Here is a 26,502-nt window from a genome sequence, read left to right on the forward strand (position 1 = left end):
CTCAGACGGCCTGCAGGCGCGGGCTCGCAGTCACCGGATGGGTCTTGTGGCGATTCTCGAAGCAGAAGTTGGTGGCCTGCACATAGCCTTCGGCCGAGCCACAGTCGAAGCGGCGGCCTTTGAACTTGTAGGCCAGCACGCAGCCCTGCTGGGCCTGCTTCATCAGCGCATCGGTGATCTGGATTTCGCCGCTCTTGCCCGGCTCGGTCTGCTCGATCAACGAGAAGATGTCGGGCGTGAGAATGTAGCGGCCGATGATCGCCAGGTTCGATGGCGCGTCCTCCGGGTTGGGCTTCTCCACCATGCTGTCGATGCGGAAGATATCGTCGCGCAGCGCTTCACCGGCAATCACGCCGTAGCGCGAAACCTCCTCCATCGGCACTTCCTGGATGGCGACGATGGAGCAGCGGAACTGTTCGTAGAGCTTGACCATCTGGGTCAGCACGCCGTCACCGTCGAGGTTCAGGCACAGGTCATCGGCCAGCACCACGGCAAAGGCCTCGTCACCGATCAGGGAACGGCCGGTGAGAATGGCGTGGCCAAGCCCCTTCATCTCCACCTGGCGGGTGTAGGAGAAGGTGCACTGATCGATCAGATGACGCACACCACTGAGGGATTTCTCCTTGCCGGTGTTGGAAATTTCGTTCTCCAGCTCGTAGCTGATGTCGAAATGATCCTCCAGCGAGCGCTTGCCGCGACCGGTGACAATGGCAATTTCATTGAGCCCGGCCTGGAGTGCTTCTTCGACGCCGTACTGGATCAACGGGGTGTCGACCACCGGCAGCATTTCCTTGGGCATCGCCTTGGTAGCAGGAAGAAAACGGGTACCGTAACCGGCAGCGGGGAACAGGCATTTCTTGATCATGGGTTCTATACCAATTGAGTGACTCGGTAATAGAACCTGACCCGTTTAGAACCTTTACGGTTCAAGATATTTCAGCGGGCGCCGTTTCGCTGCTGCGCGCTTTTGCGAAGCTCGGCACCGCGGCATAAGCGCGCCGATGCCGAGCTGCCGCTGCAGGCAAGAAACCGTCCCTACGCGAGATAACGGCTCACTTCGATCAGATTGCCGTCCGGGTCGCGAAAATACACCGACTCGATGGGGCCAACGGCACCGGTGCGAGCCACCGGCCCCTCTTCCACCATCACGCCCTGCTCGGCCAGATGGGCCATGACTCGCTGCAGAGGCCACAGGGTGATCAGGCACAAATCGATGGCGCCCGGTGTCGGTTTGATCGCCTTGGGCTCGAACTCACGCCCGGCCTGATGCAGATTGAATTTCTGCTGGCCGAATACCAGAGCGCTGCGCCCGGCGCCGAAGCGCTCGTGACGCATGCCCAGCACGCGCTCATAGAAATCGACGGTGGCGTCGATATCCGCCACCGTCAGTACCAGATGGTCCAGTCTCTCGATCATGCTCAATGCCTGTCCAGAAGGTGAAAACGCGGCAACCCGAGGTGCCAGTGAATCGCCGCCAGACGAGCGACCAGCACCACGACCATCGCCGCTGCGCTATCGAGCCAGTGCGGGGTGCCCAGTGCACGCAGGCCGATGAAAGTAAGCGCGCCGGCGATGCAGGCCGTGGCGTAGATTTCCTTCTGGAAGATCAGCGGAATCTCGTTGCACAGCACATCGCGAATCACCCCGCCAACCACGCCAGTCATCACGCCCATGATCACCGCGGTGCTGATCGGCGTGCCGTGCTGCAGCGCCAACTCGGTGCCATACACGGTGAACACCGCCAGGCCGAAGGCATCGGCGATCAGCAGGCCTTTCTCGTGAATCGGCCGGGTCATGCGCACCCAGGCCACGGTGCCCAGTGCCGCCAGTGATGCGACCAGAATGTAGGTGTCGTCGCGAATCCAGCTGACCGGGTGGTTGTCCAGAATCAGGTCGCGCAGCGTGCCGCCGCCCAGCGCGGTGACGATGGCCATCACCAGCACGCCGAACAGGTCCATGGACTTGCGCCCCGCCATCAGTGCACCGGTGATGGCGAACACCGCAACGCCGAACAGGTCGGCGACATAGAAAAGCGTTTCCATGCTGCCCTCAGCGGCTGACCGGCGTACGCAGGGTGACGAACTCCTCGGCGGCGCTCGGGTGCACGCCGATGGTCTCGTCGAAGATCTGCTTGGTCGCACCTGCCTTCAGGGCAATCGCCAGGCCCTGAACGATCTCGCCCGCCTCCGGGCCGACCATATGACAGCCGAGCACGCGGTCGCTGTCGGCATCGACCACCAGCTTCATCAGCGTGCGCTCCGGGTTCTCGGTCAGCGTCAGCTTCATCGGCCGGAAGCGGCTCTCGAAGATCTTCACCTTGTGCCCGGCTTCGATGGCCTGCTCCTCACTCAGGCCAACGGTGCCGATATTCGGCAGGCTGAACACGGCGGTAGGGATCATGCTGTAATCCAGCGGCCGGTATTCCTCGGGTTTGAACAGCCGCCGCGCCACGGCCATGCCTTCGGCCAGCGCAACCGGGGTCAGCTGCACGCGGCCGATCACGTCGCCAAGGGCGAGAATCGACGGCGTGGAAGTCTGGAACAGATCGTCCACCTCGACGTAACCGCGCTTGTCCAGCCTCACCTCGACGTTTTCCAGGCCGAGGTTGTCCAGCATCGGCCGGCGGCCGGTGGCGTAGAACACGCAATCGGCCTCCAGTACGCGACCATCCTTGAGCGTCGCAGCGAGGCTGCCATCGGCCTTGCGCTCGATGCTGGCAATATCGGCGTTGAACTGCAGGTCCAGGCCCTTCTTGCTCAGCTCTTCGCGCAGGTGCTCGCGCACGGCGCCATCGAAGCCGCGCAGGAACAGATCGCCGCGGTACAGCAACGAGGTCTGCGCGCCCAGGCCGTGGAAGATCGAGGCGAACTCCACGGCGATATAGCCGCCGCCCACCACCAGTACGCGCTTGGGCAGCTGCTTGAGGAAGAAGGCTTCGTTGGAGCTGATGGCGTGCTCGCGGCCTGGGATATCGGGAATCTGCGGCCAGCCGCCGGTGGCGATCAGAATGCGTTCGGCGCTGTGACGCTGGCCGTTCACTTCGACGGTATGGGCGTCGACGATACGCGCATGAGCTTCGAACAGACTGACGCCACTGTTGGTCAACAGATTGCGGTAAATGCCATTGAGGCGTTCGATCTCGCGGTTCTTGTTGGCGATCAGCGTCGCCCAGTCGAAATTCGCTTCGCCCAGCGACCAGCCGAAACCCGAGGCCTGCTCGAAGTCATCGGCAAAATGCGCGCCGTATACCAGCAGCTTTTTCGGTACGCAGCCGACGTTGACGCAGGTACCGCCCAGGTAGCGGCTCTCGGCCACCGCAACGCGTGCACCATAACCAGCGGCGAAGCGCGCCGCACGTACGCCGCCGGAACCGGCGCCGATAACGAACAGGTCGAAGTCGTAACTCATGGGGTATCTCCTTGGCAGACGAGGAGCATACCGTAAAGGCCCGCGCTAAGCTGAAAGCCGGAGGTGGATTCCATGCGCCCTACCCTGACTCATCTTGCCCTGCACGTCCCCGATCTCGACGCCTGCATCGCCTTCTATCAACGTTTCTGCGGCATGCAGGTGATCCACGAGCGTCCCGGCAAGGGTACACGCATCGTCTGGATGGCCGAGCCGGGCAAGGAGCACCAGTTCATCTTCGTGATCATGCCCGGCGGGCAGGACAGGAACCTGGCCGCCAATGACTACAGCCACTTCGGCTTCGCCCTGGACAGCCGCGAGGACGTCGATCACATCGCCGCCATGGCCGAACAAGCGGGCTGCCTGATCTGGCCACCACGCGACGAACCCTATCCGGTTGGCTACTACTGCGGCCTGCGCGACCCGGCCGGCAACTACGTGGAGTTCAGCTTCGGCCAGCCGCTCGGACCCGGCTCGGAGAAAATGCCCATTCCCTGAAATGCAAAACGCCACCCGAGGGTGGCGTCAGTTGGAGCATCAATGCACCGATTCAGTAGGAGCGGCGCCCCGCCGCGAACCGGACGGCGAGGCATCGCAAAGCTTCGCCCCGGGGCGGGGCTCCTACGAAAGGCTGCTCTGATAGGCAAACGTATCAGAACGCCTTGCCGGTCTTGTACAGGTTCTCGAAGCAGAAATTGGTCGCGTCGATGTAACCCTCGGCGCTACCGCAGTCGAAACGCTGGCCCTTGAACTTGTACGCCATCACGCAGCCCTGCTGGGCCTGGCGCATCAGCGCATCGGTGATCTGGATTTCGCCACCCTTGCCCGGCGGCGTGCTGCGAATCAGATCGAAGATGTCCGGGGTGAGGATGTAGCGACCGATGATCGCCAGGTTCGACGGCGCGTCCTCGGGCTTGGGCTTCTCCACCATGTTGCTGACGCGGTAGATGTCCTCGCGGATCATCTCGCCGGCGATCACGCCGTACTTGGAGGTCTCGTCCTTCGGCACTTCCTGAATCGCCACGATGGAGCAGCGGAACTGGTTGTACAGCTTGACCATCTGCGCCAGCACGCTATCGCCTTCCAGGTTCAGGCACAGGTCGTCGGCCAGTACCACGGCGAACGGCTCGTCACCGATCAGCGGCTGGCCGCAGAGGATGGCGTGGCCCAGGCCTTTCATTTCGACCTGACGGGTGTAGGAGAAACTGCACTCGTCGATCAGACGACGGATGCCAACCAGGTACTTCTCCTTGTCGGTGCCCTTGATCTGGTGTTCGAGCTCGTAGCTCACGTCAAAGTGGTCTTCCAGCGCGCGCTTGCCGCGCCCCGTGACGATGGAGATCTGGTTGAGGCCAGCCTCGAGTGCCTCTTCAACCCCGTATTGAATCAGTGGCTTGTTCACCACCGGCAACATTTCCTTGGGCATTGCCTTGGTAGCAGGCAGGAAGCGCGTGCCGTAACCGGCAGCGGGGAACAGGCATTTCTTGATCATGGGACTCCCTAGTGGGGACGGTTGGAATGCGCACCCAGTCTATCAAGCCGCGCTAGCCTTACAACTGCCGCTTGCAGGTCGACCGATGCCTCGATAGAGAAAACCCAGCTCCGCCAGCTGATCGGCGTCATAGATGTTGCGCCCGTCGAACAGCACCGGCATGCGCATCGCACCGCGAATACGCGGGAAGTCCGGCTGACGGAACTGCTTCCACTCCGTCACCAGCACCAACGCATCCGCACCCTGGGTGACGGCATAGGGGGATTCGCTCAGTACCAGCTGCCCCGCCTCGATGGCCGCCGGATAGCGTGCAGCAACAGCTGCCGTGGCAGCAGGGTCGCAAGCCTGCACCTTGGCACCCGCGGTCAGCAGAGCCTCGAGTAGCACCAGGCTGGGCGCTTCACGCAGATCGTCAGTACCGGGTTTGAATGCCAGCCCCCAGAGCGCGACGACCCGCCCGTGCAAGTGGCCATTGAAATGCTCGCGCAGGGCCTGGAACAGCAGCGTCTTCTGCAGCGCATTGCGCGCTTCGACCGCGCGCAGGATGCCAGGCTCGATGCCCTCGTGCTCGGCCGTACGGATCAGCGCCTTCACATCCTTGGGAAAGCACGAGCCGCCATAACCGCAACCGGCATAGATGAAGTGCGTACCGATACGCCGGTCGCTACCGATACCGCGGCGCACCTGCTCGATATCCACGCCCAACCGCGCGCAGATACCTGCCATCTCGTTGATAAAGGAAATCTTGGTCGCCAGAAAGGCATTGGCCGCATACTTGCTGAACTCCGCGGCGCGCACACCCATGCACAACAGGCGGTCGTGATTGCGCAGAAATGGCGCATACAGCCGGCGTAACAAATCGCGCCCACGCTCATCGTCGCAGCCGACGATCACCCGATCAGGGCGCATGAAATCCTCGACTGCAGAGCCTTCCTTGAGAAACTCCGGATTGCTCGCCACGATCACCCGCGCCCGTTGTTCCCGACGCGCCAGACCGGCGTTGATGCGCTGTGCCACACGCTCGGCGGTGCCCACCGGCACCGTGGATTTGTCCACCACCAGACACGCATGATCGAGCCGTTCACCCAGCTCGTCGGCAACCGCCAGCACATGACTCAGATCGGCCGAACCGTCCTCACCGCTGGGCGTGCCCACCGCAATGAAAATCACCTCGGCGCGGCGGATGCCGGCCTTCAGCTGAGAAGTGAAACTGAGCTGCCCACCGGCCAGCTGCGCCTTGAGCATCGCCTCCAGGCCCGGCTCGTAGATCGGCACCTCACCTCGCGAAAGCATCGCCACGCGCTGCGGATCTCGCTCGACGCAGACCACCTGATTGCCCATCTCGGCAAAACAGGTGGCCGTCACCAAACCTACGTATCCCGCTCCAATCACGCATATCTGCATCGCAGCATCCTCCTGGCCTATGCTGCGATTGCAACCAATCGCGGTGGCAGCGATATGACGGAACGACGAAGGAATGATGACAGGCGTGTATGTACGCATCATGGGTACGCATAGCGTGAAAACTGTGGGGACCAGAAAAACAAAAGCCCCTGTAGGTTTACCTGCAGGGGCTTTGCGAAAGTGGTGGTGAAGAACAGATTCGAACCCGTGCCGGTAGCGTGTCAGTCCATGCCAAACCTGCTCAATAGGGGCTTTCCGCTCCCCTCAACGGCTCGTTTCGTCGCTATTCGGCTCTATGATTTCGACACTCAACCAGCACGCAGCTCGTTGATCAACTCCGGGTGTCGCCCCAAGATTTTGAACAACTGCACCAGCGGTTGCGGTGCTTCTGTGCTGCCTCGCTCGTAACGAGAAAACGCATTCGGCCCACCGCCGAACAGCTCGGCCGCTTCACGTTGGCTCAACCGCAACTGCTTACGCACGCTGCGAATAAGCTCCTGATTGCCGTCCTGGGCGTTCACCTGCTGGCGAAACTCGTTCATGGCACGCATAACGCGCTCACTCTCAGCCGGCCCAGTCAGGGACTCGCCGCACGCATCGCACCAGTCAGCCGTTACTGCAGTAATTTGGGTGGTCTGCCCCTTGTAGGTGAAGGGCATATCGCGGGTGTCGTGAACCAGTTCCGCCCCGCCGCATACTGGACATTTCATGGTCACTTCTCCTTGAAGGAAACGATCAGCAGATCGGCCACCAGCGTGAACTTCAGATAGACCTGCCCGAATTCGGTGTCGGGTCGGTAAACGTCCTGCCAGCTAGTATGATCCGCATAGGTTGTCATGCTCTTGAAAAAGTCGCGGCTGCTCAGGGCACTGATGACGGCCAGCATGTCGGCCATCTCCATACCCAGCTCGGCGCCCCCTTCCAGGGCTAAGCGGGTGAAGCGATAACGCTGATCGGCTACGGCCTGCTTCACCAGCTCAAGCTTGAAATGGGGTTTGCGCTTTTCCATGCCGTACAAAATAACCTTTTAGGTTAATCTCTTCAAGGGAGCGTCCATGCCAAACGACAAACGCCAGCAACTACGCAATGAGTTGCTGGCTGGTGCCGAATCCAAGCCAGCAAAGCCTGCTAACCAGCGATATTTCGCTAGCCTGCGCGAACGTGTACGGCACTCCAGGCAGTCACCTGCTCCATCGAATTGAAGCGAGCAGTTGGCTGATTAGCGTCTTGAGCCGAGAGAAGAGCGACAAGCCAGAAATCAAAAAGCCCCGAAAGCTTGTCAGCTTTCAGGGCTTTAGGTATTGCGAAAGTGGCGGTGAAGAAGAGATTCGAACTCTTGATACGGTTTCCCGTATACACACTTTCCAGGCGTGCTCCTTCAACCACTCGGACACTTCACCGGATCTCGACGTTTTGGCGTTTACCCCGTCGAGGCGCGCTAATGTAGTCGAATGTTTTCTCGATGGCAAATTTTTTTTAAAGGATTCATGCGCTTAAGAGCGCAGCGGGTTTTCCTCGTGCTTCTCACAGGGCTGCTCGTCGAAGCGAATGTGGCCGAACAGCAGAAAACCCAGGGACATGAACAGGCCCAAGCCGAATAGCAGCAGCACGCCGGATGGGCTGCGCAGGTAGAAGGTTTCGCTGAGCACGACCGATGCCAGCAACAGGCCGATCACGGCAAGCATATAAAGGATGGAGTAGAGGGTGTTCATGGGGCAGCTCCTTCGGTTCGCTGCTCACCATAAAGGCCTGGCTTTGCGTTCGACCAATTGCCATCCGGCATAGCCGCGATAGGCAAAAACACTGACCAGCCAGTCAGCCGCGGCGCTTTACCAGAGCGCTGCGGCTGAGTACCTTCTGCCCACATTCGCCCCCAAGGCTCTAACAAGGAAAACCGCCATGAGCGACCTGATCAGCTATCAACTCGAAGATGGCATCGCCACCCTCACCCTGAGCAATGGCAAGGTCAATGCCATCTCGCCTGACGTGATCGCTGCGTTCAATGCCGCCCTCGACCGCGCCGAGCAGGATCGCGCCATCGTCGTCATCACTGGCCAGCCGGGAATTCTTTCCGGCGGCTATGACCTGAAGGTGATGACCTCGGGCCCGCAGAATGCAATCAACCTGGTGGCTGCTGGCTCCACGCTGGCGCGACGCATGCTCGCCCACCCCTACCCGATCATCGTCGCCTGCCCGGGTCATGCCGTGGCCAAGGGTGCGTTCATCCTGCTGTCGGCCGATTACCGTATCGGCGTGGAAGGTCCGTTCAATATCGGCCTGAATGAAGTGCAGATCGGCATGACCATGCACCACGTCGGTATCGAGCTGGCTCGTGATCGTCTGCGCAAGTCTGCATTCCACCGTTCGGTGATCAATGGCGAGATGTTCGACCCGGCTGGCGCTGTAGATGCCGGCTTCCTGGACAAGGTGGTACCGGCCGAGCAATTGCTGGCCACCACTCAGGCGGTGGCGCAGCAGATGAAGAAGATCAACATGACCGCACACAAGAACACCAAGCTGAAGGTGCGCAAGGCGCTGCTGGAAACCCTCGATGCCGCCATCGAGATGGACAAGCAACACCTGCTTTAAACGCAACTCTCGGTAACCCATAAATGAAAAGCGCCGCTTCCGTTGAGGTCGCGGCGCTTTTTCTTTGCGCGTCTCGCCAATTACCCCGCCGGCGAATGTCGGTGCGCGCGGCGCACCCAACGGGTCAGCCGGAATAATCCAGGGCCGTCCAGGCTCGGCTCAGGCCTTGCGCGAGCACGCAGCCGGGCTTGCTCAGTTGCTCGTTGAAGGCGGCCGGCAACAGCGTGGTTTCACCCTCTGCAGCACCATGGCGCTCGGTCAGCCACTGCAGCTTGCCGCAGTTGGGCGTTTCGATCACGTAACTGGCGGCAATGTTGGAGTGATGGCTGGGCAGTCGAATCACGTCGAGCACTATGCCCGTCTCCTCGACACGCTGGCCATCGGAGACCAGCACGGCCCAGGCCTGCTCGCCCTCGATCACCAGGTAGGCACCGTTGGCCTGTGGTCGATCAATCTGCGGTTGCGCGCAGCCGCTCAGCAGGGCCAATAGCACAATCGTCATCAGCATCTGTTGCATTGCCAATACCCCCTCGCAAGGCGCCCACCTTCAGGTGGTGGACGGGTTGTTGTCGCCTAAGTGAGGCCAATATCACTCAATACTGTTTATTTGTACAGTATTTTTCGATTAGGCTATATCGCAGGTAAATGATCGATTGCACAGGAGCGCCATCATGCTGGACGTACTGCAGCTAAAACACCGAGTGAACCGCATGCCGCTGGAGCGGGTACGCGAGATGGTCGAGGAACTGCAGCTCGAGGGCATCGTCACCGAGAGCCGCACCCCTTTCAATCGTCAGCACTTCAATACCTGCTTCGCCGAGATCGAGGCGCTGCTGCAGCGCGCCGGCTACCATCGGCAACTGGATGTGGTCGGCTACCAGGGTTTGGCCTATGCGCTGTTCGATCCGACTCGCTGGGAAGCCGTCGAAGTGCTGCGCTGGCTGCGCGACTTCGTCGAGGAGGCGCGCGTTCAACCGGCTTCCTGAGCCTACGATACGAACCAAAAAGGCTCAGCGACGCCCGCTCATGCACGGCATTGGCTCAGAAGCATGCGGGGTGAGCCAAGCCTGCGCTCGCTCCACACACTTCAACCCCCCCTCAAAACACAGCTGCAACTTATTGATCCTAAACAGCTAGCCTCTGGAAAGCCGGCACCCAGCCCCTACCGGTCAGGTACCACATGCCGCTGCTCGGCCGCTGTGCACGAAAGCTGGCAAGCCCCTTGCTAAGTCCTTGTCAATCATCCTGCGTAGCACGCCAACGGCGGCGGGCCGAGGATCACGGACAACGGCGTCCGTCAGGTCACCTTCCTCTCATTGAGGTGGCCTGGCGTACGCCGTTTTTTGTTTATGCGCCTGACAAGGATTAGACCCATGACCGATCGTGATTCGAACAAGTCCCTGGCCACCAGCCGCCGTAACTTCCTCAAGCAATCAATCGCCCTGGCCGGCGCCGTGAGCGGCATCGCCGCACTTGGCCTGTCGGCGCCGGCTTCGCTGCGCAGTGCAGCCTGGGCGGCCGGCTCCGACGCGCCGGAAAAAGCCGCGCTAACCGTCGGCTTCATTCCCCTGACCGATTGCGCTTCGGTGGTGGTCGCCGCCACCCAGGGTTTCGGCGAGAAATACGGCCTGACCATCAATCCGAGCAAGGAAGCCTCCTGGGCCGGCGTGCGCGACAAGCTCAATACTGGCGAACTGGATGCTGCCCATGTGCTCTACGGCATGATGTACGGCGCTCAGCTCGGCCTGGCGGGGCCGCAACGGGACATGGCAGTGCTGATGGGGCTGAACCAGAATGGCCAGGCCATCACCCTGTCCAAGCAACTGCGTGAGGCCGGTGTGACCAACGGTGCGCAACTGGCCGAACACGTGAAAAAAGGCGGCAATCCGCTGACCTTCGCCCAGACCTTTCCCACCGGCACCCACGCCATGTGGCTGTATTACTGGCTGGCCAGTGTCGGCATCAACCCGATGAGCGATGTGAAGACCATCGTCGTGCCGCCGCCGCAGATGGTGGCGAACATGCGCGTCGGCAACATGGACGGCTTCTGCGTCGGCGAGCCCTGGGGCGCGCGGGCTATCTTCGACAAGATCGGCTTCACCGCCACCACCACCCAGCAGATCTGGCCGGATCACCCGGAGAAGGTGCTTGGCACCACCCGCGCCTTTATCGAGCAGTATCCCAATGCCGCCCGCGCGCTAATCATGGCGATTCTCGATGCCAGCCGCTTCATCGAGGCCAGCGAGGAGAACCGCAAGAGCACCGCCAAGCTGATTTCCGGCAAGGCCTACGTCAACGCGCCGGTGCAGGTGATCGAGCCGCGCTTTCTCGCCCAGTACGAGGACGGCCTCGGCAACAGTTGGAAGGACGAACATGCCATGGCCTTCTGCAAGGACGGCAGCGTCAACTTCCCCTATCACTCCGACGGCATGTGGTTCCTCACCCAATTCAAGCGCTGGGGCCTGCTCAAGGATGCACCGGATTACGCGGCCGTGGCCGCACAGGTCAACCAGACCGCGCTCTACGCCGAGGCTGCCGGGGCCCTCAAGCTGGCGGTGCCGAGCAGCCCGCTGCGCAGCAGCACATTGATCGACGGCGTGGTCTGGGACGGCAGCAATCCAGCCGCCTACGCCGACTCCTTCGCCATCAAAGCCTGACCGGAGGTGAGCATGAATGCGCCCCTGAAAACACCACTGCCGCCAATCGCCAAGCCGCGCCTCTCTGCGCAGGCCTTGCTGCCCAGCGTCGCCGCATTGGGCAGCCTGCTCAAGGCCGGCATCGCCCCACTGCTGGGCATCATCGCCTTCATCGGCTTCTGGTCGCTGCTGGCGCAGTACAGCGAGGGCCTGCCCGGCCCCTTGAGCACCTGGCAAGCCGCGCTGGTGCTGTTCGCTGATCCCTTCTACGACAACGGCCCCAACGACATGGGCATCGGCTGGAACATCCTCAACTCGCTCGGCCGCGTCGGGGTCGGCTTCGGCCTGGCGGCGCTGGTGGGCATTCCCCTGGGGTTCGCCATCGGCCGTTTCGCCTTTCTCGCCGGCATGCTGGCGCCGATTATCAGCTTGCTGCGTCCGGTCTCGCCGCTAGCCTGGCTGCCGATTGGCCTGCTGGTGTTCGAGGCGGCCGGCCCGGCGTCGATCTGGGTCATTTTCATCAGCTCGATCTGGCCGATCATCCTCAACACCGCCGCCGGCGTGGCCAGCGTGCCGCAGGACTACCTGAACGTGGCCCGCGTGCTCAAGCTGTCGGAGTTCAAGGTGCTGACGCGCATCCTGTTTCCCGCCGTGCTGCCGCACCTGATGACCGGCATCCGCCTGGCCATCGGCGTGGCCTGGCTGGTGATCGTCGCCGCGGAAATGCTCACCGGCGGCATTGGTCTGGGCTTCTGGGTGTGGGATGAGTGGAACAACCTCAATGTCGAGCACATTCTCATCGCCATCATCATCGTCGGCCTGGTGGGCCTGGCGCTGGAGCAGATACTGCTGTTGATCGCCAAACGCTTTGACTACGCGAGCTGAAGAGGTGCGTTTCGCCAACCCCGTAGCCCGGATGCAGTTCGGGAACGCGATCTCCGTTTCCCCAGATTGCATCCGGGCTACGCAAACTTACAAATCAGTTCAATAGTAGACGCCAAGTCTTTGTTTTAAATGAAAGTGCCTCTGATTAAATCCGGGGCACAGCGCCAGAACGGGAGAACTCCGATGGACAAATTCGTGGAGCTGACCGCTGTCAGCAAGCACTTCGACACCAAGAAAGGCCGCTTCCAGGCACTGGCCGACGTCAACCTGAGCATCGCCCGCGGCGAGTTCGTCGCACTGATCGGCCACTCCGGCTGCGGCAAATCCACCGTGCTCAACCTGATCGCCGGCCTGCTCGACGCCAACGAAGGCGGGCTGATCTGCAATGGCCGCGAGATCGACGGCCCCGGCCCCGAACGCGCCGTGGTGTTCCAGAACCACAGCCTGCTGCCCTGGATGACCTGCTTCGGCAACGTCCACCTGGCCGTGGAAAAGGTCTTCGGCGCGCGCGAAAGCAAGGCCCAACTCAAGGCCCGCACCGAGCAGGCGCTGAACATGGTCGGCCTCAGCCATGCCATGCACAAGCACCCCAACGAGATCTCCGGCGGCATGAAGCAGCGCGTCGGCATCGCCCGTGCCCTGGCCATGGAACCCAAGGTGCTGCTGATGGACGAACCGTTCGGTGCCCTCGATGCTCTGACCCGTGCGCACCTGCAGGACGAACTGCTGCGCATCGTCGGGCAGACCCAGAGCACCGTGGTGATGGTCACCCACGACGTCGACGAAGCCGTGCTGCTGTCCGATCGCATCGTGATGATGACCAACGGCCCGGCCGCCACCGTCGGCGAAATCCTCGCCGTCGACCTGCCGCGCCCGCGCGACCGCCTGGCGCTGGCCAACGACCCGCAGTACCACGCCTATCGTACCGCCGTGCTGGAGTTCCTCTACCAGCGTCAGCAGCGTCCGGCCGCCTGAGTTTGCGACAACCGCTCTGGCGCGGGCGCTGGGGCGGGGAACCTCTGGGATCTTTCACGGACGAAGCTGTGCCTTAAACCGACGAGCAGAGAACACCGTGCTAGACCTCACCACCTGGAACCTGTCGATTCCCACTGAGCCCACCCCCACCACCATCACCACCGAACGTCTGAACAACGGCTACCAGAGCCGCTATTTTCGCCGCAACGGCGATGGCAGCGTGACGTTCTGGGTCCCCGTCACCGGCTCGACCACCGAAGACGCCCGCTACCCCCGCAGCGAACTGCGCGAAACCCAGCGCGATGGCAGCCTGAGCAACTGGCAGCACGCCAGCAGCGACAGCTACCTCAGCGCCGTGCTGCAGGTGGATCAGGTGCCCAGCCGCAACAAGGTGGTGATAGGTCAGATTCACAGCACCGATGTGCCGGGCAGCCAGAACGATCCGCTGGTCAAGGTGCAGTACCACTATCGCCGCGGCGTCGGGCGAGTGGAACTGTTACTGCGCCCCCGTCCCGGTGATAGCGAAGTGCAGAACATACTGCTGGCCGACAACGTGCAACTCGGCGAACGCTTCGGTTACGACCTGCGCGTCACGCCCAGCGGCCGCCTCGGTGTCAGCGTAGCCAGCAGCGACGGCGACGAGGGTGCCGTCTATCGCCAGCTCAGCAGCCGCTGGAACACGCAGTACCTTTACTTCAAGGCCGGCGCCTACATTCAGGACAACTACGGCCCGGACAAAGAAGGCGGCCGGGTCACCTTCTATCACCTCAACAGCACGCACCGCTAAGGCACGCGGCGACATACAATCGCCGCTTTTCTCGACGAAGGCTCGACCATGGCCCGCCTGACCCTGGAATTTCCCGAAGACCAGTACTGCTACAGCACCCAGCTCACCGTGCGGGTCACCGACATCAATGGCGCCAACCATCTGGGCAACGACTCGATGATTTCGATGATCTCCGAAGCCAGGGCGCGCTTTCTCTACGAGTTCGGCATTCGCGAGACCGATGAGGACGGCACCGGTATCATCGTCACTGATCTGGCCACCACCTACCGAGCCGAAGCCCATGCTCGCGACCAGTTGCTGTTCGAGGTCGGGGTGATGGACTTCAACCGCTATGGCGGCGATATCACCTTCCGCATCACCCGCCCGGCCGACGGCACACTGGTGGCCATGGCCAAGTCCGGCTTCGTGTTCTTCGATTACCGCCAGTCGAAGGTGGCGCCGATGCCGGACGCCTTCCGTGCCAAGTTCCCCAAGGTCAATCGGCTCGACTGAGCGGGGTTCCTCATGCGCCAGGCGCACGCTGACGAAGCAGGCCCTGGCAGGAACTTGCACAGTTATTGCTGCAAGCACCGTGACACATCGCCAATCGTCTGCTACGCCTAGAAGGCCGTTGAAAAACGTAGGCGAGGCAGCCAGTGCAAGGCAAAAACAGGCGAAAAAGCGGAGTTTACGAGTTGTAAATGAGCATTTTGAGCCTGTTTTTAACGCAGCAATGACAACGCAGGTAGTTTTTCAACAGCCTGCTAGGTCAGAACAGAAAAAGGGGGATCGAGGATGACCGACACCTACCGCCGTGCCCGTCAGGCGGGGCTGCTGAGCAATCTGCTGGCACTCGCACTGCTGACCGCGCCGCTACCCACTCACGCAACCAGCGTTACCCAACTTTCCAGCGTCCAGTCTCAAGCCCCTCTCAGTACGCAGCGATCGCCCCATTCGGGGGCATAGACGGCGCAAACGCCTCGTTTTACGGCAGTACTGCGGGTACTGAAGGTGCGTAGCGCCTGATCCCAGGGCCTCTGCTCGGCTGGCTCGGCTCTTGCTTGTTTCCTCGCACCAGGTAGCCAACGGCGGCCACCTCCCTCACGACAAAGACGTCGCCTCACCTCGCCTTCATGGCCTGTGGTGAAGCGGCGTTTTTTTTCGTGTTCGCCCCAGTGACCGGGGCCGGCGCAGGCATCGCGATCCGAGCCTGCACCGCAATCGCGCAAACCTGCTGTGGCTTCGGCCGCAGGGCTCTGCACCACAAGTGCACGGCCTTCCCGGCAGGCACGGCCGCCGTGTCCACGACCACGGTTCGCCGCGCCTGGCCGGGCTCCTTCTCGCTGATGAGGTGATAGATGAATACAAGTTTCTGGAAAGCCGGCCACGCCCCCACACTGTTTGCCGCCTTCCTCTATTTCGACCTGAGCTTCATGGTCTGGTACCTGCTCGGCCCACTGGCGGTGCAGATCGCTACCGACCTCGACCTCAACGCCCAGCAACGCGGCCTGATGGTGGCCACGCCGATTCTCGCCGGCGCCGTGCTGCGTCTGCTGATGGGCTTTCTCGCCGACCGTCTGTCGCCGAAGACCGCCGGCCTGCTCGGCCAGGTGGTGGTGATAGTCGCGCTGTTCTGCGCCTGGCAGATCGGCATCGGCAGCTACGAGCAGGCGCTGCTGCTCGGCCTGTTCCTCGGCTTCGCCGGCGCGGCGTTCGCCGTGGCCCTGCCGCTGGCCTCGCAGTGGTACCCGCCGCAGCACCAGGGCAAGGCCATGGGCATCGCCGGCGCCGGTAACTCCGGCACCGTGCTGGCAGCGCTGTTCGCCCCCGGCCTGGCCGCGCTGTCCGGCTGGCAGAACGTGTTCGGCTGGGCGCTGATCCCGCTGCTGGCGACCCTGGTGATCTTCGCCCTGGTGGCCAAGAATGCGCCGGAGCGGCCCAAGCCCAAGGCCTTCGGCGACTACCTCAAGGCCCTCGGCGATCGCGACAGCTGGTGGTTCATGTTCTTCTACAGCGTCACCTTCGGCGGCTTCATCGGCCTGGCCAGCGCCCTGCCCGGCTACTTCAGCGACCAGTACGGGCTGAACCCGGTGACCGCCGGTTACTACACCGCCGCCTGCGTCTGCGCCGGCAGCCTGCTGCGCCCGCTGGGCGGCGCTCTGGCCGACCGCATCGGCGGCATTCGCACGCTGCTGATGATGTACAGCATCGCTTCGCTGTGCATCACCGTGGTGGGTTTCAACCTGCCCAGCGCGACCGCCGCCCTGGCCTTTTTCGTCGCCGCCATGCTCGGCCTCGGTGCCGGCAACGGCGCGGTGTTCCAGCTGGTGCCGCAGCGCTTTCGCAGGGAAATCGGCGTGATGACCGGGTTGATCGGCATGGCCGGCGGCATCGGTGGTTTCTTCCTCGCTGCCGGCCTCGGCACCATCAAGCAGCACACCGGCGACTACCAGCTGGGCCTGTGGCTGTTCGCCAGCCTCGGCGTGCTGGCCTGGATCGGTCTGCACGGGGTCAAGCAGCGCTGGCGCACCACCTGGGGCAGCGCTGCAGTCACCGCCGCGCGGGTGTAAGCGAGTTCTCGACGACCGGCCACACTCCGTAGGGTGCGCCGCGCGCACCAGCGATTTGCGTCGAACCTGGTGCGCACGGCGCACCCTACGGTCCAAAGATCTACGGAAACCGCATCATGGCCCTGCAACTGAGCATCGGCGAAACCAGCGCCACCGGCCCGCGCAGCGAGAACCAGGACGCCCTGCGTGTGGTTACCCCGGCGCCAGCCCTGGCCGCCAGCAAGGGCTACCTGCTCGGTCTGGCTGATGGTGTCAGCCAGTGCGCCGACGGCGGCCTGGCCGCACGCGCGACCCTGCAGGCGCTGGCACTGGATTACTACTCCACCCCGGAAACCTGGCCGGTGCAGCACAGCCTGGACCGCCTGCTCATTGCCCATAACCGCTGGCTGCAGGCCAATGGCGGCGGCCAGCCGCTGCTGACCACCCTTACCGCCCTGGTGCTGCGCGGGCGTCGCTACACCCTGGCGCACATCGGCGACAGCCGCGCCTACCTGTGGCGCGACGGCCAGCTGCTGCGCCTGACCGAGGACCACGTTTGGGAACAGCCGGGCATGCAGCACGTGCTCAAGCGCGCCATGGGCCTGGATCAACACCTGGTGGTGGACTACCGCGACGGCGAGCTGCAGGCCGGTGACCGTTTCCTGCTGGTCAGCGACGGCGTCTGGGCCTGCCTCAACGACAAACGCATCGGCGAGTTGCTGCAACGAGACGATGACGCCGAAGCGATCTGCCAGGCACTGGTCGACGAGGCGCACCACGCCGGTAGCCAGGACAACGCCAGCGCCTTGCTGGTGCACATCGAGCAGCTCCCAGAAGCCGCGCTGGCCGACACCCTGGCCCAGCTCGAACATTGGCCTCTGCCGCCGCGCCTGCGTGAAGGCCAGGAGTTCGAGGGCTGGCAGGTCGAAGGCCTGCTCGGCGAATCGCGCCAGTCGCTGATCTACCGGGTGCGCGATGCTGACAACCTGCCCTGGCTGCTCAAGACCATGCCGCCCAGCCGCGCCGGCGAGGAGCAGGCCGGCCCGGCGCTGCTGCAGGAGGAATGGTTCCTGCGCCGCGTCGCCGGTCGCCACTTTCCCGAGCTGCATGCTCTGCCGCAGCGCCAGCATCTGTATTACGTGCAGCGCGAATATGCCGGCCAGACCCTGGCCGCGCGCCTACGCCAGCACGGCCCGCTGAGCCTGGCCGACTGGCAGGACCTGGCGCCGCGCCTGATCAAGGCCCTCGGCCTGTTGCACAGGCGCAATATCATCCACCGCGACATCAAGCCCGAGAACCTGCTGCTCGGCGACGACGGCGAACTGCGCGTGCTCGACTTCGGCCTGGCCTACTGCCCGGGCCTGACCCGCGACGAGGCCCACAGCCTGCCCGGCACGCCCAGCTATATTGCCCCCGAAGCCTTCGCCGGCAGCCTGCCCAGTGCGCAGCAGGACCTCTACGCCGCGGGCGTGACGCTCTATCACCTGCTTACCGGACACTATCCCCATGGCGAAGTCGAAGCCTTCCAGCACCCGCGCTTCGGTCAGCCGGTGCCGGCCAGCCGCTACCGCCCGGACTTGCCTGCCTGGCTCGATGAGGTGTTGAGCCGCGCGGTAGCCGCCGCCCCAGCGCAGCGCTTCGAGACCGCCGAGGAGTGGCTGCTGGCCCTGGAAAGTGGCGAGCGCCAATCCCTGAACAACCGCCCACGACCGCTGCTGGAGCGCGAGCCGCTACTGGTGTGGCGCAGCGTGGCGTTGGTGTCGCTGCTGCTCAACCTGCTGCTGGCGTTCCTGCTGCTCAAATAGCCCACCCCGCACCAAAGCAGCGCAAAACGCCTCTCAACGGTGCATAAACCCAACCTACAGCGCCAGCCAAGTGACTGAAAAGCCTGAAAAACCGTGACCTGATCGAGTTGGCACAAGGGCTGCATTCACAACTACCACAAACCACATAAAGCGCGACCTTCAACGACGAAGGCTGCACTTCCCGATAGAACGGGACCTGGACAAAGGCGTCCTCGCTAGGTGACTAGCGGGACGCCTTTTTTGTTTTTTATGGCCTGCCATCCCTGGCGGCCACTCTTCGAGCCGTCGCGGAGCGACGTTAAAAATTGCTCCCGACAATTTTTTCGACCGTGATTTTTCTTCAGGAGATGGCCGGCATGCAAAAACTCAAGCTGGTGATGATCGGCAACGGCATGGCGGGTGTGCGCACCCTCGAAGAGCTGCTCAAGCTCGCCCCCGATCTCTACGACATCACCGTGTTCGGCGCCGAACCGCACCCCAACTACAACCGCATCCTGCTCTCCCCGGTGCTGGCCGGCGAGCAAACCTTCGAGGAGATCGTGCTCAACGATCTCAACTGGTACGCCGATAACGGCATCAAACTGCTGCTCGGGCGCAAGGTGGTCAAGATCGACCGCAAGAAGCGCCTGGTGATCGCCGACGACGGCAGCGAGGCCGAGTACGACCGTCTGCTGATCGCCACCGGCTCCAACCCCTTCATCCTGCCGATTCCGGGCAAGGATCTGCAGGGTGTGATCGGCTACCGCGACATCGCCGACACCCAGACCATGATGGACACCGCCAAGACCCACAAGCACGCGGTGGTCATCGGCGGCGGCCTGCTCGGCCTGGAGGCGGCCAACGGCCTCAAGCTGCGCGGCATGGACGTCACCGTGGTGCACCTCGGCGACTGGCTGCTGGAGCGCCAGCTGGATCGCACCGCTGGCGAGTTGCTGCAGAAGTCCCTGGAAGACCGCGGCCTGAAGTTCCTCCTGCCCAAGCACACCGCGGAACTGCTGGACAACGGCGAAGGCCGTGTCTGCGCGGTGAAATTCAAGGACGGCGAGGTGATTCCCGCCGACCTGGTGGTGATGGCCGCCGGTATCCGTCCCAACACCGAACTGGCCGAGAGCGCCGGCATCGCCTGCAACCGCGGCATCCTGGTCAACGACACCATGCAGACCTATGACCCGCGCATCTACGCCATCGGCGAATGCGCCAGCCACCGCGGCATCGCCTACGGTCTGGTGGCACCGCTGTTCGAGCAGGCCAAGGTCTGCGCCAATCACCTGGCCCAGCTCGGTTTCTCCCGCTACCAGGGCTCGGTGACCTCGACCAAGCTCAAGGTCACCGGTATCGATCTGTTCTCCGCCGGCGAATTCATGGGCGGCGAAGGTACCGAGACTATCACCCTCTCCGACCCCATCGGCGGCGTGTACAAGAAGCTGGTGATCAAGGACGACGTGCTGGTCGGCGCCTGCCTGTACGGCGACACCGCCGACGGCGGTTGGTATTTCCGCCAGATCCGCGAGAACCACAACGTCAGCGAGATCCGCGACCACCTGATGTTCGGCGAAGGCGCCATCGGCGACGTCGGCCACCAGGGCGCCGACAAGACCGCCAACATGCCCGACAGCATGGAAATTTGCGGCTGCAACGGCGTGTGCAAGGGCACCATCGTCAAGGCCATCCAGGAAAACGGTCTGTTTTCAGTGGATGACGTGAAGAAACAGACCAAGGCCGGCAGCTCCTGCGGCTCCTGTGTCGGTTTAGTCGAGCAGATCCTGATCAGCACCGTCGGCGGCGCGGCGGACGTCAAGCCCAAAAGCGAGAAGGCCATCTGCGGCTGCTCCGACTTCAACCACGGGCAGATCCGTAAGGCCATCCGTGAACAGCACCTGACCTCCATGGCGCAGACCATGGCCTTTCTCAACTGGAGTACGCCCAACGGCTGCGCCACCTGCCGCCCGGCACTGAACTACTACCTGATCTCCACCTGGCCGGGCGAGGCCAAGGACGACCCGCAGTCGCGCCTGATCAACGAGCGCGCCCACGCCAATATCCAGAAGGACGGCACCTACTCGGTGGTACCGCGCATGTGGGGCGGCGTGACCAACCCGTCCGAGCTTCGCCGCATCGCCGATGTGGCCGACAAGTACAACGTACCCATGGTCAAGGTCACCGGCGGCCAGCGCATCGACCTGCTTGGCATCAAGAAGGACGACCTGCCGGCCGTGTGGAAGGATCTGGACATGCCTTCCGGCCACGCCTACGGCAAGTCCATCCGCACGGTGAAGACCTGCGTCGGCAGCGAGTTCTGCCGCTTCGGCACGCAGAACTCCACCCAGCTGGGCATCGATCTGGAGCACGACCTGTTCAACATGTGGTCGCCGCACAAGGTCAAGCTGGCGGTCTCCGGCTGCCCGCGCAACTGCTCCGAGGCCGGCATCAAGGACGTCGGCATCATTGGTGTGGACTCCGGTTTCGAGATGTATATCGGCGGCAACGGTGGGATCAAGACCGAGGTGGCCGAGTTCTTCGTCAAGGTGAAAACAGCCGAGGAAGTGCGCGAGTACAACGCCGCCTTCCTCCAACTGTACCGCGAGGAGGCCTTCTACCTCGAGCGCACCGTGCACTACCTGCAGCGCGTCGGCATGGAACACATCAAGAAGGCGGTGCTGGAGGACGAGGCCAACCGCAAGGCCCTGGCCGCACGCCTGCACTACGCCCTGTCGTTCGAGCAGGACCCGTGGAAGGAACGCATCGAGACGCCGCAACTGAAGAAAGAGTTCGACACCATCAAGGTCGTGCAAATCGAGGAGGCCACCGTATGAACTGGCTGGATATCTGCGCTCTGGAAGAGATCAACGTGCTCGGCTCGCGCATCGTCGCCGGGCCGAAAGGCGATATCGCCATCTTCCGCACCAGTAACGATGAAGTATTCGCCCTCGACGACCGCTGCCCGCACAAGGGCGGGCCGCTGTCCCAGGGCTTGATCTACGGCAAGCGCGTGGCCTGCCCGCTGCACAACTGGCAGATCGAGCTGGAGTCCGGCGAGGCCGTGGCGCCGGATGTGGGCTGCGCTCACCGGCACCACGCCAAGGTGGAAAGCGGCCGTGTGCTACTGGCCCTGAACCAGGCCGAAAAGTGCTCATAGAACTGTAGGAGCCAGCTTGCTGGCGATGCTTTTCGCGGCCTGGATCGCCAGCAAGAACTCAGCGCCCCCTGGCGCCTACAGCAAGCCGCAAACCACGGAGTCGAGCACCATGACTACCCAAAGCCAAATCACCGCCTCCACCTGCTGCTACTGCGGCGTGGGCTGCGGCGTGCTGATCGAGCACGACGGCGAGAAGATCCTCGGCGTCGCCGGCGATCCCAGCCACCCGGCCAACTTCGGCAAGCTGTGCAGCAAAGGCTCGACCCTGCACCTGACCGGCGACCTCGACGCCCGTGCCCTCTACCCCGAGTTGCGCTTGGGCAAGGGCCTGGCACGTTCACGCACGGACTGGGGCAGCGCCCTGGATCACGCCGCGGCGGTGTTCGCCGAGACCATCCGCGAACACGGCCCGGACAGCGTGGCCTTTTATATCTCCGGCCAGTTGCTGACCGAGGATTACTACGCCTTCAACAAGCTCGCGCGCGCCCTGGTCGGCACCCACAACATCGATTCCAACTCGCGCCTGTGCATGTCCAGCGCGGTGGTCGGCTACAAGCGCAGCCTCGGCGCCGACGCCCCGCCCTGCAGCTATGAGGACATCGAGCAGAGCGACTGCCTGCTGATCGCCGGCTCCAACATGGCCTACGCCCACCCGGTGCTGTTCCGCCGCCTGGAAGAAGCCAAGGCTCGCCGCCCCGAGATGCAGATCATCGTCATCGATCCGCGGCGCACCGACACCTGCGAGCTGGCCGACCTGCACCTGGCGATCCTGCCCGGCACCGACGTGGCGCTGTTTCACGGCATCCTGCATATCCTGCTGTGGGAAGGCTGGATCGACCGCCGCTATATCGACGCCCACACCGAAGGCTTCGAGGCGCTGAAGAACCTGGTGCGCGACTACAGCCCGGCGGCCACCGCCGATATCTGCGGCATCAGCCTCGACGCGCTGCAGCGTTGCGCCGAACTGATCGGCCGCGCGCCCTCCTTCCTTTCGCTGTGGTGCATGGGGCTCAACCAGTCCTCGTCCGGCAGCGCGAAGAACAGCGCGCTGATCAACCTGCACCTGGCCACCGGGCAAATCGGCAAGCCCGGCGCCGGCCCCTTCTCGCTGACCGGCCAGCCCAATGCCATGGGCGGCCGCGAAACCGGCAGCCTGAGCAACCTGCTGCCTGGCCACCGCGAGGCGGGCAATGCCGAGCACCGCGCCGAAGTCGCCGCCTACTGGGGCGTCGACGCCCTGCCGGAGACGCCCGGGCTGTCCGCCATCGAGCTGTTCGATGCGGTGCACGACGGCCGTATCAAGGCGCTGTGGATCGCCTGCACCAACCCGGCGCAGTCGCTGCCGAACCAGAACAAGGTGCACGAGGCCCTGGCCGCCTGTCCCTTCGTCGTGGTGCAGGAAGCCTTCTTCACCACCGAGACCTGCCGCTACGCCGACCTGCTGCTGCCCGCCGCCAGCTGGGGCGAGAAGGAAGGCACGGTGACCAACTCCGAACGCCGCGTCAGCCATGTACGCCGCGCCGTGTCAGCGCCCGCAGAGGCGCGGCCCGATTGGTCGATCACCTGCGACTTTGCCCGTCGCCTGGAAACGCTGCTGCGGCCCGGCCTGCCCAGCCTGTTCGATTTCGCCGACAGCGAAGCGCTGTTCGAGGAATACAAGCACCTGACCGCCCAGCGCGACCTTGACCTCTCGGGGCTGAGCTACGCGCTGCTGGATAACCAAGGCCCCCAACAATGGCCATTTGCGCCTGGCGCGCGCCAGGGCACCGCGCGGCTGTATGCCGACGGCCGCTTCCCTACCGCCAGCGGGCGAGCGCAATTTCATGCCGACCCGTACCGCGCGCCGAAGGAAAAGCGCGATGCGCGGTTCTCCCTGACTCTCAACACCGGCCGCCTGCGCGACCAGTGGCACGGCATGAGCCGCACCGGCACCGCCGCGCGCCTGTTCGGCCATGTCGAGGCCGCGGTACTCGGCCTGCACCCGGATGAGCTGCGTCGCCGCCGCCTGCAGGACGGCGACCTGGTCAGGTTGCGCAGCCGCCGCGGCAGCCTGATCCTGCCGGTACAGCCGGACGAGTCGGTGCGCCCCGGTCAGGCCTGGCTGCCGATGCACTGGGGCGACCGCTTCCTCAAGGGCCTGGGCACCAACGTGCTGACCCAGCCGGCATTCGACCCGTTGTCAAAGCAGCCGGAGCTCAAGCATGCCGGCGTCGAGGTGGACAAGGTCGAGCTGCCCTGGCAGCTGTTCGCCCTGGTCGAAGGCGAGGTACAGAGCCGTTTCGAAGCGCTACGCCCGCTGTTCGAGGAGTTCGCCTACGCCAGCCTCACCCCCACCGGCCGCGAACGCCCCGCCCTGCTGATCCGCGCCGCCAGTGCCGTGGCGCCGCAGCCTGAGCTCCTGGCGCAGATCGATCGCCTGCTGCGCCTGAACCAGGGTCCAGTGCTGGCCTACGACGACCCGCGCCGCGCGGTGGGCAAGCGCGTGCGCATCGAGGACGGCCGCATCGTCAGCATCCGCCTGGCCGGCGAAACCGCCGCCAGCGAATGGCTCAGAAGCCTGTGGCTGGACGGCCAGGCCGACGCCGACCTGCGCCGCTGGCTGCTCGCCCCGGTCTCCGCGCCGCCGGGCAACGCAGCCGTCAACACGCGCGGCAAGACCCTGTGCAACTGCCTGAACGTCAGCGAAGGCGCTGTGCACGCCGGCATTGCCCGCGGCCTGGATCTGGATGGCCTCAAGCAGGAACTCAAGTGCGGCACCAGTTGTGGCTCCTGCGTACCCGAAATCAAACGCCTGCTGGCCCAACAGCCCACTGCAGTGAACGCATGAATTGATCGTACCCACGCTCTGCGTGGGTATGCAGGCCGAGACGCTCCGCGTCTCATGGGACGCAGAGCGTCCCCTGAATCCTTTCCACGCCGGAGCGTGGGAACCAGCGGCAAACGCCGGCACGTGACACGAGAGAGGTGGTGAACATGAGCGCAAAAGTCTGGCTGGTAGGTGCTGGCCCTGGTGATCCCGAGCTGCTGACGCTCAAGGCGGTCAAGGCGCTGAATCAGGCCGATGTGGTGATGATCGACGATCTGGTCAACCCGGCCGTGCTCGAGCACTGCCCCGGCGCGCGTATCGTCTCGGTTGGCAAGCGCGGCGGCTGTCGCTCGACTCCGCAAGCGTTTATCCATCGCCTGATGCTGCGCTACGCGCGCCAGGGCAAATGCGTGGTGCGCCTGAAAGGCGGCGACCCATGCATCTTCGGTCGTGGCAGCGAGGAAGCCGACTGGCTCAACGAGCATGGCATCGAGGTGGAGATGGTCAACGGCATCACCGCCGGTCTGGCCGGTGCCACACACTGCGGCATACCCCTGACCCTGCGCGGTGTGGCGCGTGGCGTGACGCTGGTCACCGCGCACACCCAGGACGACAGCAGCCTGAACTGGGCGGCTCTGGCCCAGAGCGGCACCACATTGGTGGTCTATATGGGCGTCGCCAAGCTGGCGGACATCCAGATCGGGTTGCTCGCCGGCGGTATGCGCGGCGAAATGCCGGTAGCGATGATCGAGAACGCCTCGTTACCCGAGCAACGCGAATGCCGCAGCAGCCTCGCGGCCATGCAGCTTGACGCAGCAGCATTCGCCCTGAAGAGCCCGGCTATTCTGGTGATCGGCGAAGTCGTCCGCGCCAGCAGCTCGCTCAGCATGCCCCAGCGTCTGCATGCCTGAGCGCTACGCAGTCATTGCCTGCGATTCGCTGCGAGGCGCAGCTCCAACACCTGGGTAAATCGACGCGGTGTGGCTGGCATTGCCCATTGCGGGCTTTTATCCCAGAAAAAAGAAACCCGGCCGAGGCCGGGTTTCTCCTTACAGCACCAGAAGCATTACTGCTGGATCTGGGCTTCTACTTCAGCTTCAACGCGACGGTTGATGGCGCGGCCGGCGTCGGTGGCGTTGTCGGCTACCGGGCGAGTTTTGCCGTAACCAACAGCGTTCACGCGGCTGCCGTCTACACCGTACTGGTTGACCAGCACGTTACGTACAGCGTTGGCACGACGCTCGGACAGACCCTGGTTGTAGGCGTCAGAACCGACGGAGTCAGTGTGACCTTCAACGGTGGTGGTGGTCTGCGGATACTGGTTCATGAAGTCAGCCAGGTTCTTGATGTCACCGTAGCTTTCTTCTTTGACGCGGTCTTTGTCGAAGTCGAACTTGACGTCCAGTTCAACGCGAACGGTTTCCAGAGCCGGCTCCGGAGCAGGCTCTGGCATCGGCTCGGGTGCAGCAGCTACGACCGGAGCCGGAGCCGGAGCCGGCTTGCTGCCGCCACCGAAGTTCAGACCAACACCCACGCCAGCTTGCCACTCGGTGTCGCCCTGGTCGATGTTGTACAGAGCGTCGACGCCGGCACGGGCGTAGAACATCTCGGTGAAGTAGTACTTGGCACCAGCGCCTGCAATGGCCAGAGTCGAGTGGTTACGGCCGCCGCTAGTAGTGTTGCTGATGCTCTGATGACCGAAACCTGCGGAGACGTAAGGACGCAGACCTACACCCGGCTGACCGAAGTGGTAGATGGCCTTCAGGTCGGTCAGGCTGCCTTTGATGTCCTTGTTGCCGAGGTTACGCTCGCCACGAATGTCGTGGTACTCGCCGTAGGACAGCGCCAGCTCGACGTCGTCGGTCAGGTAGTAGCCGATGCTGCCACCGAACAGGTTGCCTTCATCGTGGGCATAGCCACGCTGAGAGTCAGTGAAGTAGCGATTGACGAAGCCCTCCACCTCGACAGCGCCTTGACCTTGCGCCAGCGCGCCGAAGGAGGTTGCGGCAACGAGAGAGCCAATGACTACGCCCAAGGTGTTTTTTACTTTCATC

The 26,502-nt window shown here is 63.4% G+C and carries 25 protein-coding genes and 1 tRNA gene; 14 read left to right on the forward strand and 12 right to left on the reverse strand.

Annotated features, from left to right (window positions below; all coding sequences use genetic code 11):
- Position 1: 1 nt before the first annotated feature.
- From galU (BLT86_RS06585) to gorA, 4 genes are all read right to left on the reverse strand, one after another.
- Positions 2–865, reverse strand: a complete 864-nt coding sequence (gene galU, locus BLT86_RS06585) for a UTP--glucose-1-phosphate uridylyltransferase GalU (RefSeq protein WP_074678325.1) — start codon at positions 863–865, stop codon at positions 2–4.
- 170 nt (positions 866–1,035) lie between these two features.
- Entirely contained in the window at positions 1,036–1,416 is a 381-nt protein-coding gene (locus tag BLT86_RS06590) for a VOC family protein (RefSeq protein ID WP_092375491.1), read from the reverse strand.
- A gap of 2 nt (positions 1,417–1,418) precedes the next feature.
- On the reverse strand, positions 1,419–2,042 hold the full coding sequence (locus tag BLT86_RS06595) for a trimeric intracellular cation channel family protein (protein WP_092375493.1): 624 nt from the start codon (positions 2,040–2,042) through the stop codon (positions 1,419–1,421).
- A gap of 7 nt (positions 2,043–2,049) precedes the next feature.
- Positions 2,050–3,408 carry a glutathione-disulfide reductase gene (gene gorA, locus BLT86_RS06600; protein WP_092375496.1) on the reverse strand — a complete coding sequence of 453 codons (1,359 nt, stop codon included), beginning with the start codon at positions 3,406–3,408 and terminating at the stop codon, positions 2,050–2,052.
- Between the two features lie 72 nt (positions 3,409–3,480).
- On the opposite strand from gorA, the gene BLT86_RS06605 reads away from it, so the two are divergent.
- Entirely contained in the window at positions 3,481–3,903 is a 423-nt protein-coding gene (locus BLT86_RS06605) for a VOC family protein (RefSeq protein ID WP_092375499.1), read from the forward strand.
- Between the two features lie 154 nt (positions 3,904–4,057).
- Here the strand turns inward: BLT86_RS06605 and galU (BLT86_RS06610) are convergent, their stop codons facing one another.
- The 6 genes from galU (BLT86_RS06610) to BLT86_RS06635 all read right to left on the reverse strand — a co-directional run bounded on the left by galU (BLT86_RS06610) (position 4,058) and on the right by BLT86_RS06635 (position 8,013).
- Complete coding sequence (gene galU, locus BLT86_RS06610; RefSeq protein ID WP_024308196.1) at positions 4,058–4,897, reverse strand: UTP--glucose-1-phosphate uridylyltransferase GalU; 840 nt, start codon at positions 4,895–4,897, stop codon at positions 4,058–4,060.
- A gap of 42 nt (positions 4,898–4,939) precedes the next feature.
- Entirely contained in the window at positions 4,940–6,301 is a 1,362-nt protein-coding gene (locus tag BLT86_RS06615) for a UDP-glucose dehydrogenase family protein (RefSeq protein WP_092375502.1), read from the reverse strand.
- Between the two features lie 308 nt (positions 6,302–6,609).
- Positions 6,610–7,011: a type II TA system antitoxin MqsA family protein gene (locus BLT86_RS06620; protein ID WP_031306592.1), complete on the reverse strand. Its 402-nt coding sequence runs from the start codon at positions 7,009–7,011 to the stop codon at positions 6,610–6,612.
- 2 nt (positions 7,012–7,013) lie between these two features.
- Positions 7,014–7,310, reverse strand: a complete 297-nt coding sequence (locus BLT86_RS06625) for a type II toxin-antitoxin system MqsR family toxin (RefSeq protein ID WP_092375505.1) — start codon at positions 7,308–7,310, stop codon at positions 7,014–7,016.
- Positions 7,311–7,611: 301 nt separating this feature from the next.
- A tRNA-Ser gene (locus BLT86_RS06630) sits at positions 7,612–7,701 on the reverse strand.
- A 93-nt stretch (positions 7,702–7,794) separates the two neighbouring features.
- The gene (locus BLT86_RS06635) at positions 7,795–8,013 is read right to left on the reverse strand and encodes a hypothetical protein (RefSeq protein WP_017676832.1); all 219 of its coding nucleotides are present in this window, start codon (positions 8,011–8,013) and stop codon (positions 7,795–7,797) included.
- A gap of 187 nt (positions 8,014–8,200) precedes the next feature.
- On the opposite strand from BLT86_RS06635, the gene BLT86_RS06640 reads away from it, so the two are divergent.
- Entirely contained in the window at positions 8,201–8,890 is a 690-nt protein-coding gene (locus tag BLT86_RS06640; protein ID WP_017676831.1) for a crotonase/enoyl-CoA hydratase family protein, read from the forward strand.
- 124 nt (positions 8,891–9,014) lie between these two features.
- On the opposite strand, the gene BLT86_RS06645 is transcribed toward BLT86_RS06640, so the two are convergent.
- The gene (locus tag BLT86_RS06645) at positions 9,015–9,407 is read right to left on the reverse strand and encodes a hypothetical protein (RefSeq protein WP_003460092.1); all 393 of its coding nucleotides are present in this window, start codon (positions 9,405–9,407) and stop codon (positions 9,015–9,017) included.
- 154 nt (positions 9,408–9,561) lie between these two features.
- On the opposite strand from BLT86_RS06645, the gene BLT86_RS06650 reads away from it, so the two are divergent.
- The 12 genes from BLT86_RS06650 to cobA all read left to right on the forward strand — a co-directional run bounded on the left by BLT86_RS06650 (position 9,562) and on the right by cobA (position 25,359).
- Positions 9,562–9,876, forward strand: a complete 315-nt coding sequence (locus BLT86_RS06650) for a hypothetical protein (protein WP_017676830.1) — start codon at positions 9,562–9,564, stop codon at positions 9,874–9,876.
- A 387-nt stretch (positions 9,877–10,263) separates the two neighbouring features.
- Positions 10,264–11,547 (forward strand): CmpA/NrtA family ABC transporter substrate-binding protein, encoded by a 1,284-nt coding sequence (locus BLT86_RS06655; RefSeq protein ID WP_017676829.1) that lies wholly within the window; start codon positions 10,264–10,266, stop codon positions 11,545–11,547.
- A 12-nt stretch (positions 11,548–11,559) separates the two neighbouring features.
- Positions 11,560–12,411 carry a nitrate ABC transporter permease gene (ntrB, locus tag BLT86_RS06660; RefSeq protein ID WP_092375509.1) on the forward strand — a complete coding sequence of 284 codons (852 nt, stop codon included), beginning with the start codon at positions 11,560–11,562 and terminating at the stop codon, positions 12,409–12,411.
- 183 nt (positions 12,412–12,594) lie between these two features.
- The gene (locus BLT86_RS06665) at positions 12,595–13,386 is read left to right on the forward strand and encodes an ABC transporter ATP-binding protein (protein WP_092375511.1); all 792 of its coding nucleotides are present in this window, start codon (positions 12,595–12,597) and stop codon (positions 13,384–13,386) included.
- Positions 13,387–13,483: 97 nt separating this feature from the next.
- The gene (locus BLT86_RS06670) at positions 13,484–14,173 is read left to right on the forward strand and encodes a polysaccharide lyase family 7 protein (RefSeq protein ID WP_092375514.1); all 690 of its coding nucleotides are present in this window, start codon (positions 13,484–13,486) and stop codon (positions 14,171–14,173) included.
- A gap of 48 nt (positions 14,174–14,221) precedes the next feature.
- On the forward strand, positions 14,222–14,665 hold the full coding sequence (locus tag BLT86_RS06675; protein WP_092375517.1) for a thioesterase family protein: 444 nt from the start codon (positions 14,222–14,224) through the stop codon (positions 14,663–14,665).
- Positions 14,666–15,510: 845 nt separating this feature from the next.
- A complete protein-coding gene (locus BLT86_RS06685; RefSeq protein WP_092375522.1) occupies positions 15,511–16,722 on the forward strand; it encodes a nitrate/nitrite transporter in 1,212 nt (403 codons plus the stop codon).
- Between the two features lie 116 nt (positions 16,723–16,838).
- Positions 16,839–18,506, forward strand: coding sequence for a bifunctional protein-serine/threonine kinase/phosphatase (locus tag BLT86_RS06690; RefSeq protein ID WP_092375525.1), 1,668 nt, complete (start codon positions 16,839–16,841; stop codon positions 18,504–18,506).
- Positions 18,507–18,862: 356 nt separating this feature from the next.
- Positions 18,863–21,319 carry a nitrite reductase large subunit NirB gene (gene nirB / locus BLT86_RS06695; protein ID WP_092375528.1) on the forward strand — a complete coding sequence of 819 codons (2,457 nt, stop codon included), beginning with the start codon at positions 18,863–18,865 and terminating at the stop codon, positions 21,317–21,319.
- A complete protein-coding gene (gene nirD, locus BLT86_RS06700) occupies positions 21,316–21,642 on the forward strand; it encodes a nitrite reductase small subunit NirD (protein ID WP_092375531.1) in 327 nt (108 codons plus the stop codon). The genes nirB and nirD overlap by 4 nt, the downstream gene beginning before the upstream one ends.
- 109 nt (positions 21,643–21,751) lie before the next feature.
- Entirely contained in the window at positions 21,752–24,469 is a 2,718-nt protein-coding gene (locus BLT86_RS06705) for a nitrate reductase (RefSeq protein WP_092380336.1), read from the forward strand.
- A gap of 146 nt (positions 24,470–24,615) precedes the next feature.
- Positions 24,616–25,359, forward strand: coding sequence for a uroporphyrinogen-III C-methyltransferase (cobA, locus tag BLT86_RS06710; protein ID WP_092380338.1), 744 nt, complete (start codon positions 24,616–24,618; stop codon positions 25,357–25,359).
- Positions 25,360–25,514: 155 nt separating this feature from the next.
- Here cobA and BLT86_RS06715 read toward each other — a convergent pair whose 3' ends face one another.
- A complete protein-coding gene (locus tag BLT86_RS06715) occupies positions 25,515–26,501 on the reverse strand; it encodes an OmpA family protein (RefSeq protein ID WP_092375536.1) in 987 nt (328 codons plus the stop codon).
- Position 26,502 lies beyond the last annotated feature (1 nt).

The sequence above is a fragment of the Pseudomonas sihuiensis genome, assembly GCF_900106015.1.
In the GTDB taxonomy this organism is placed as follows: domain Bacteria; phylum Pseudomonadota; class Gammaproteobacteria; order Pseudomonadales; family Pseudomonadaceae; genus Aquipseudomonas; species Aquipseudomonas sihuiensis.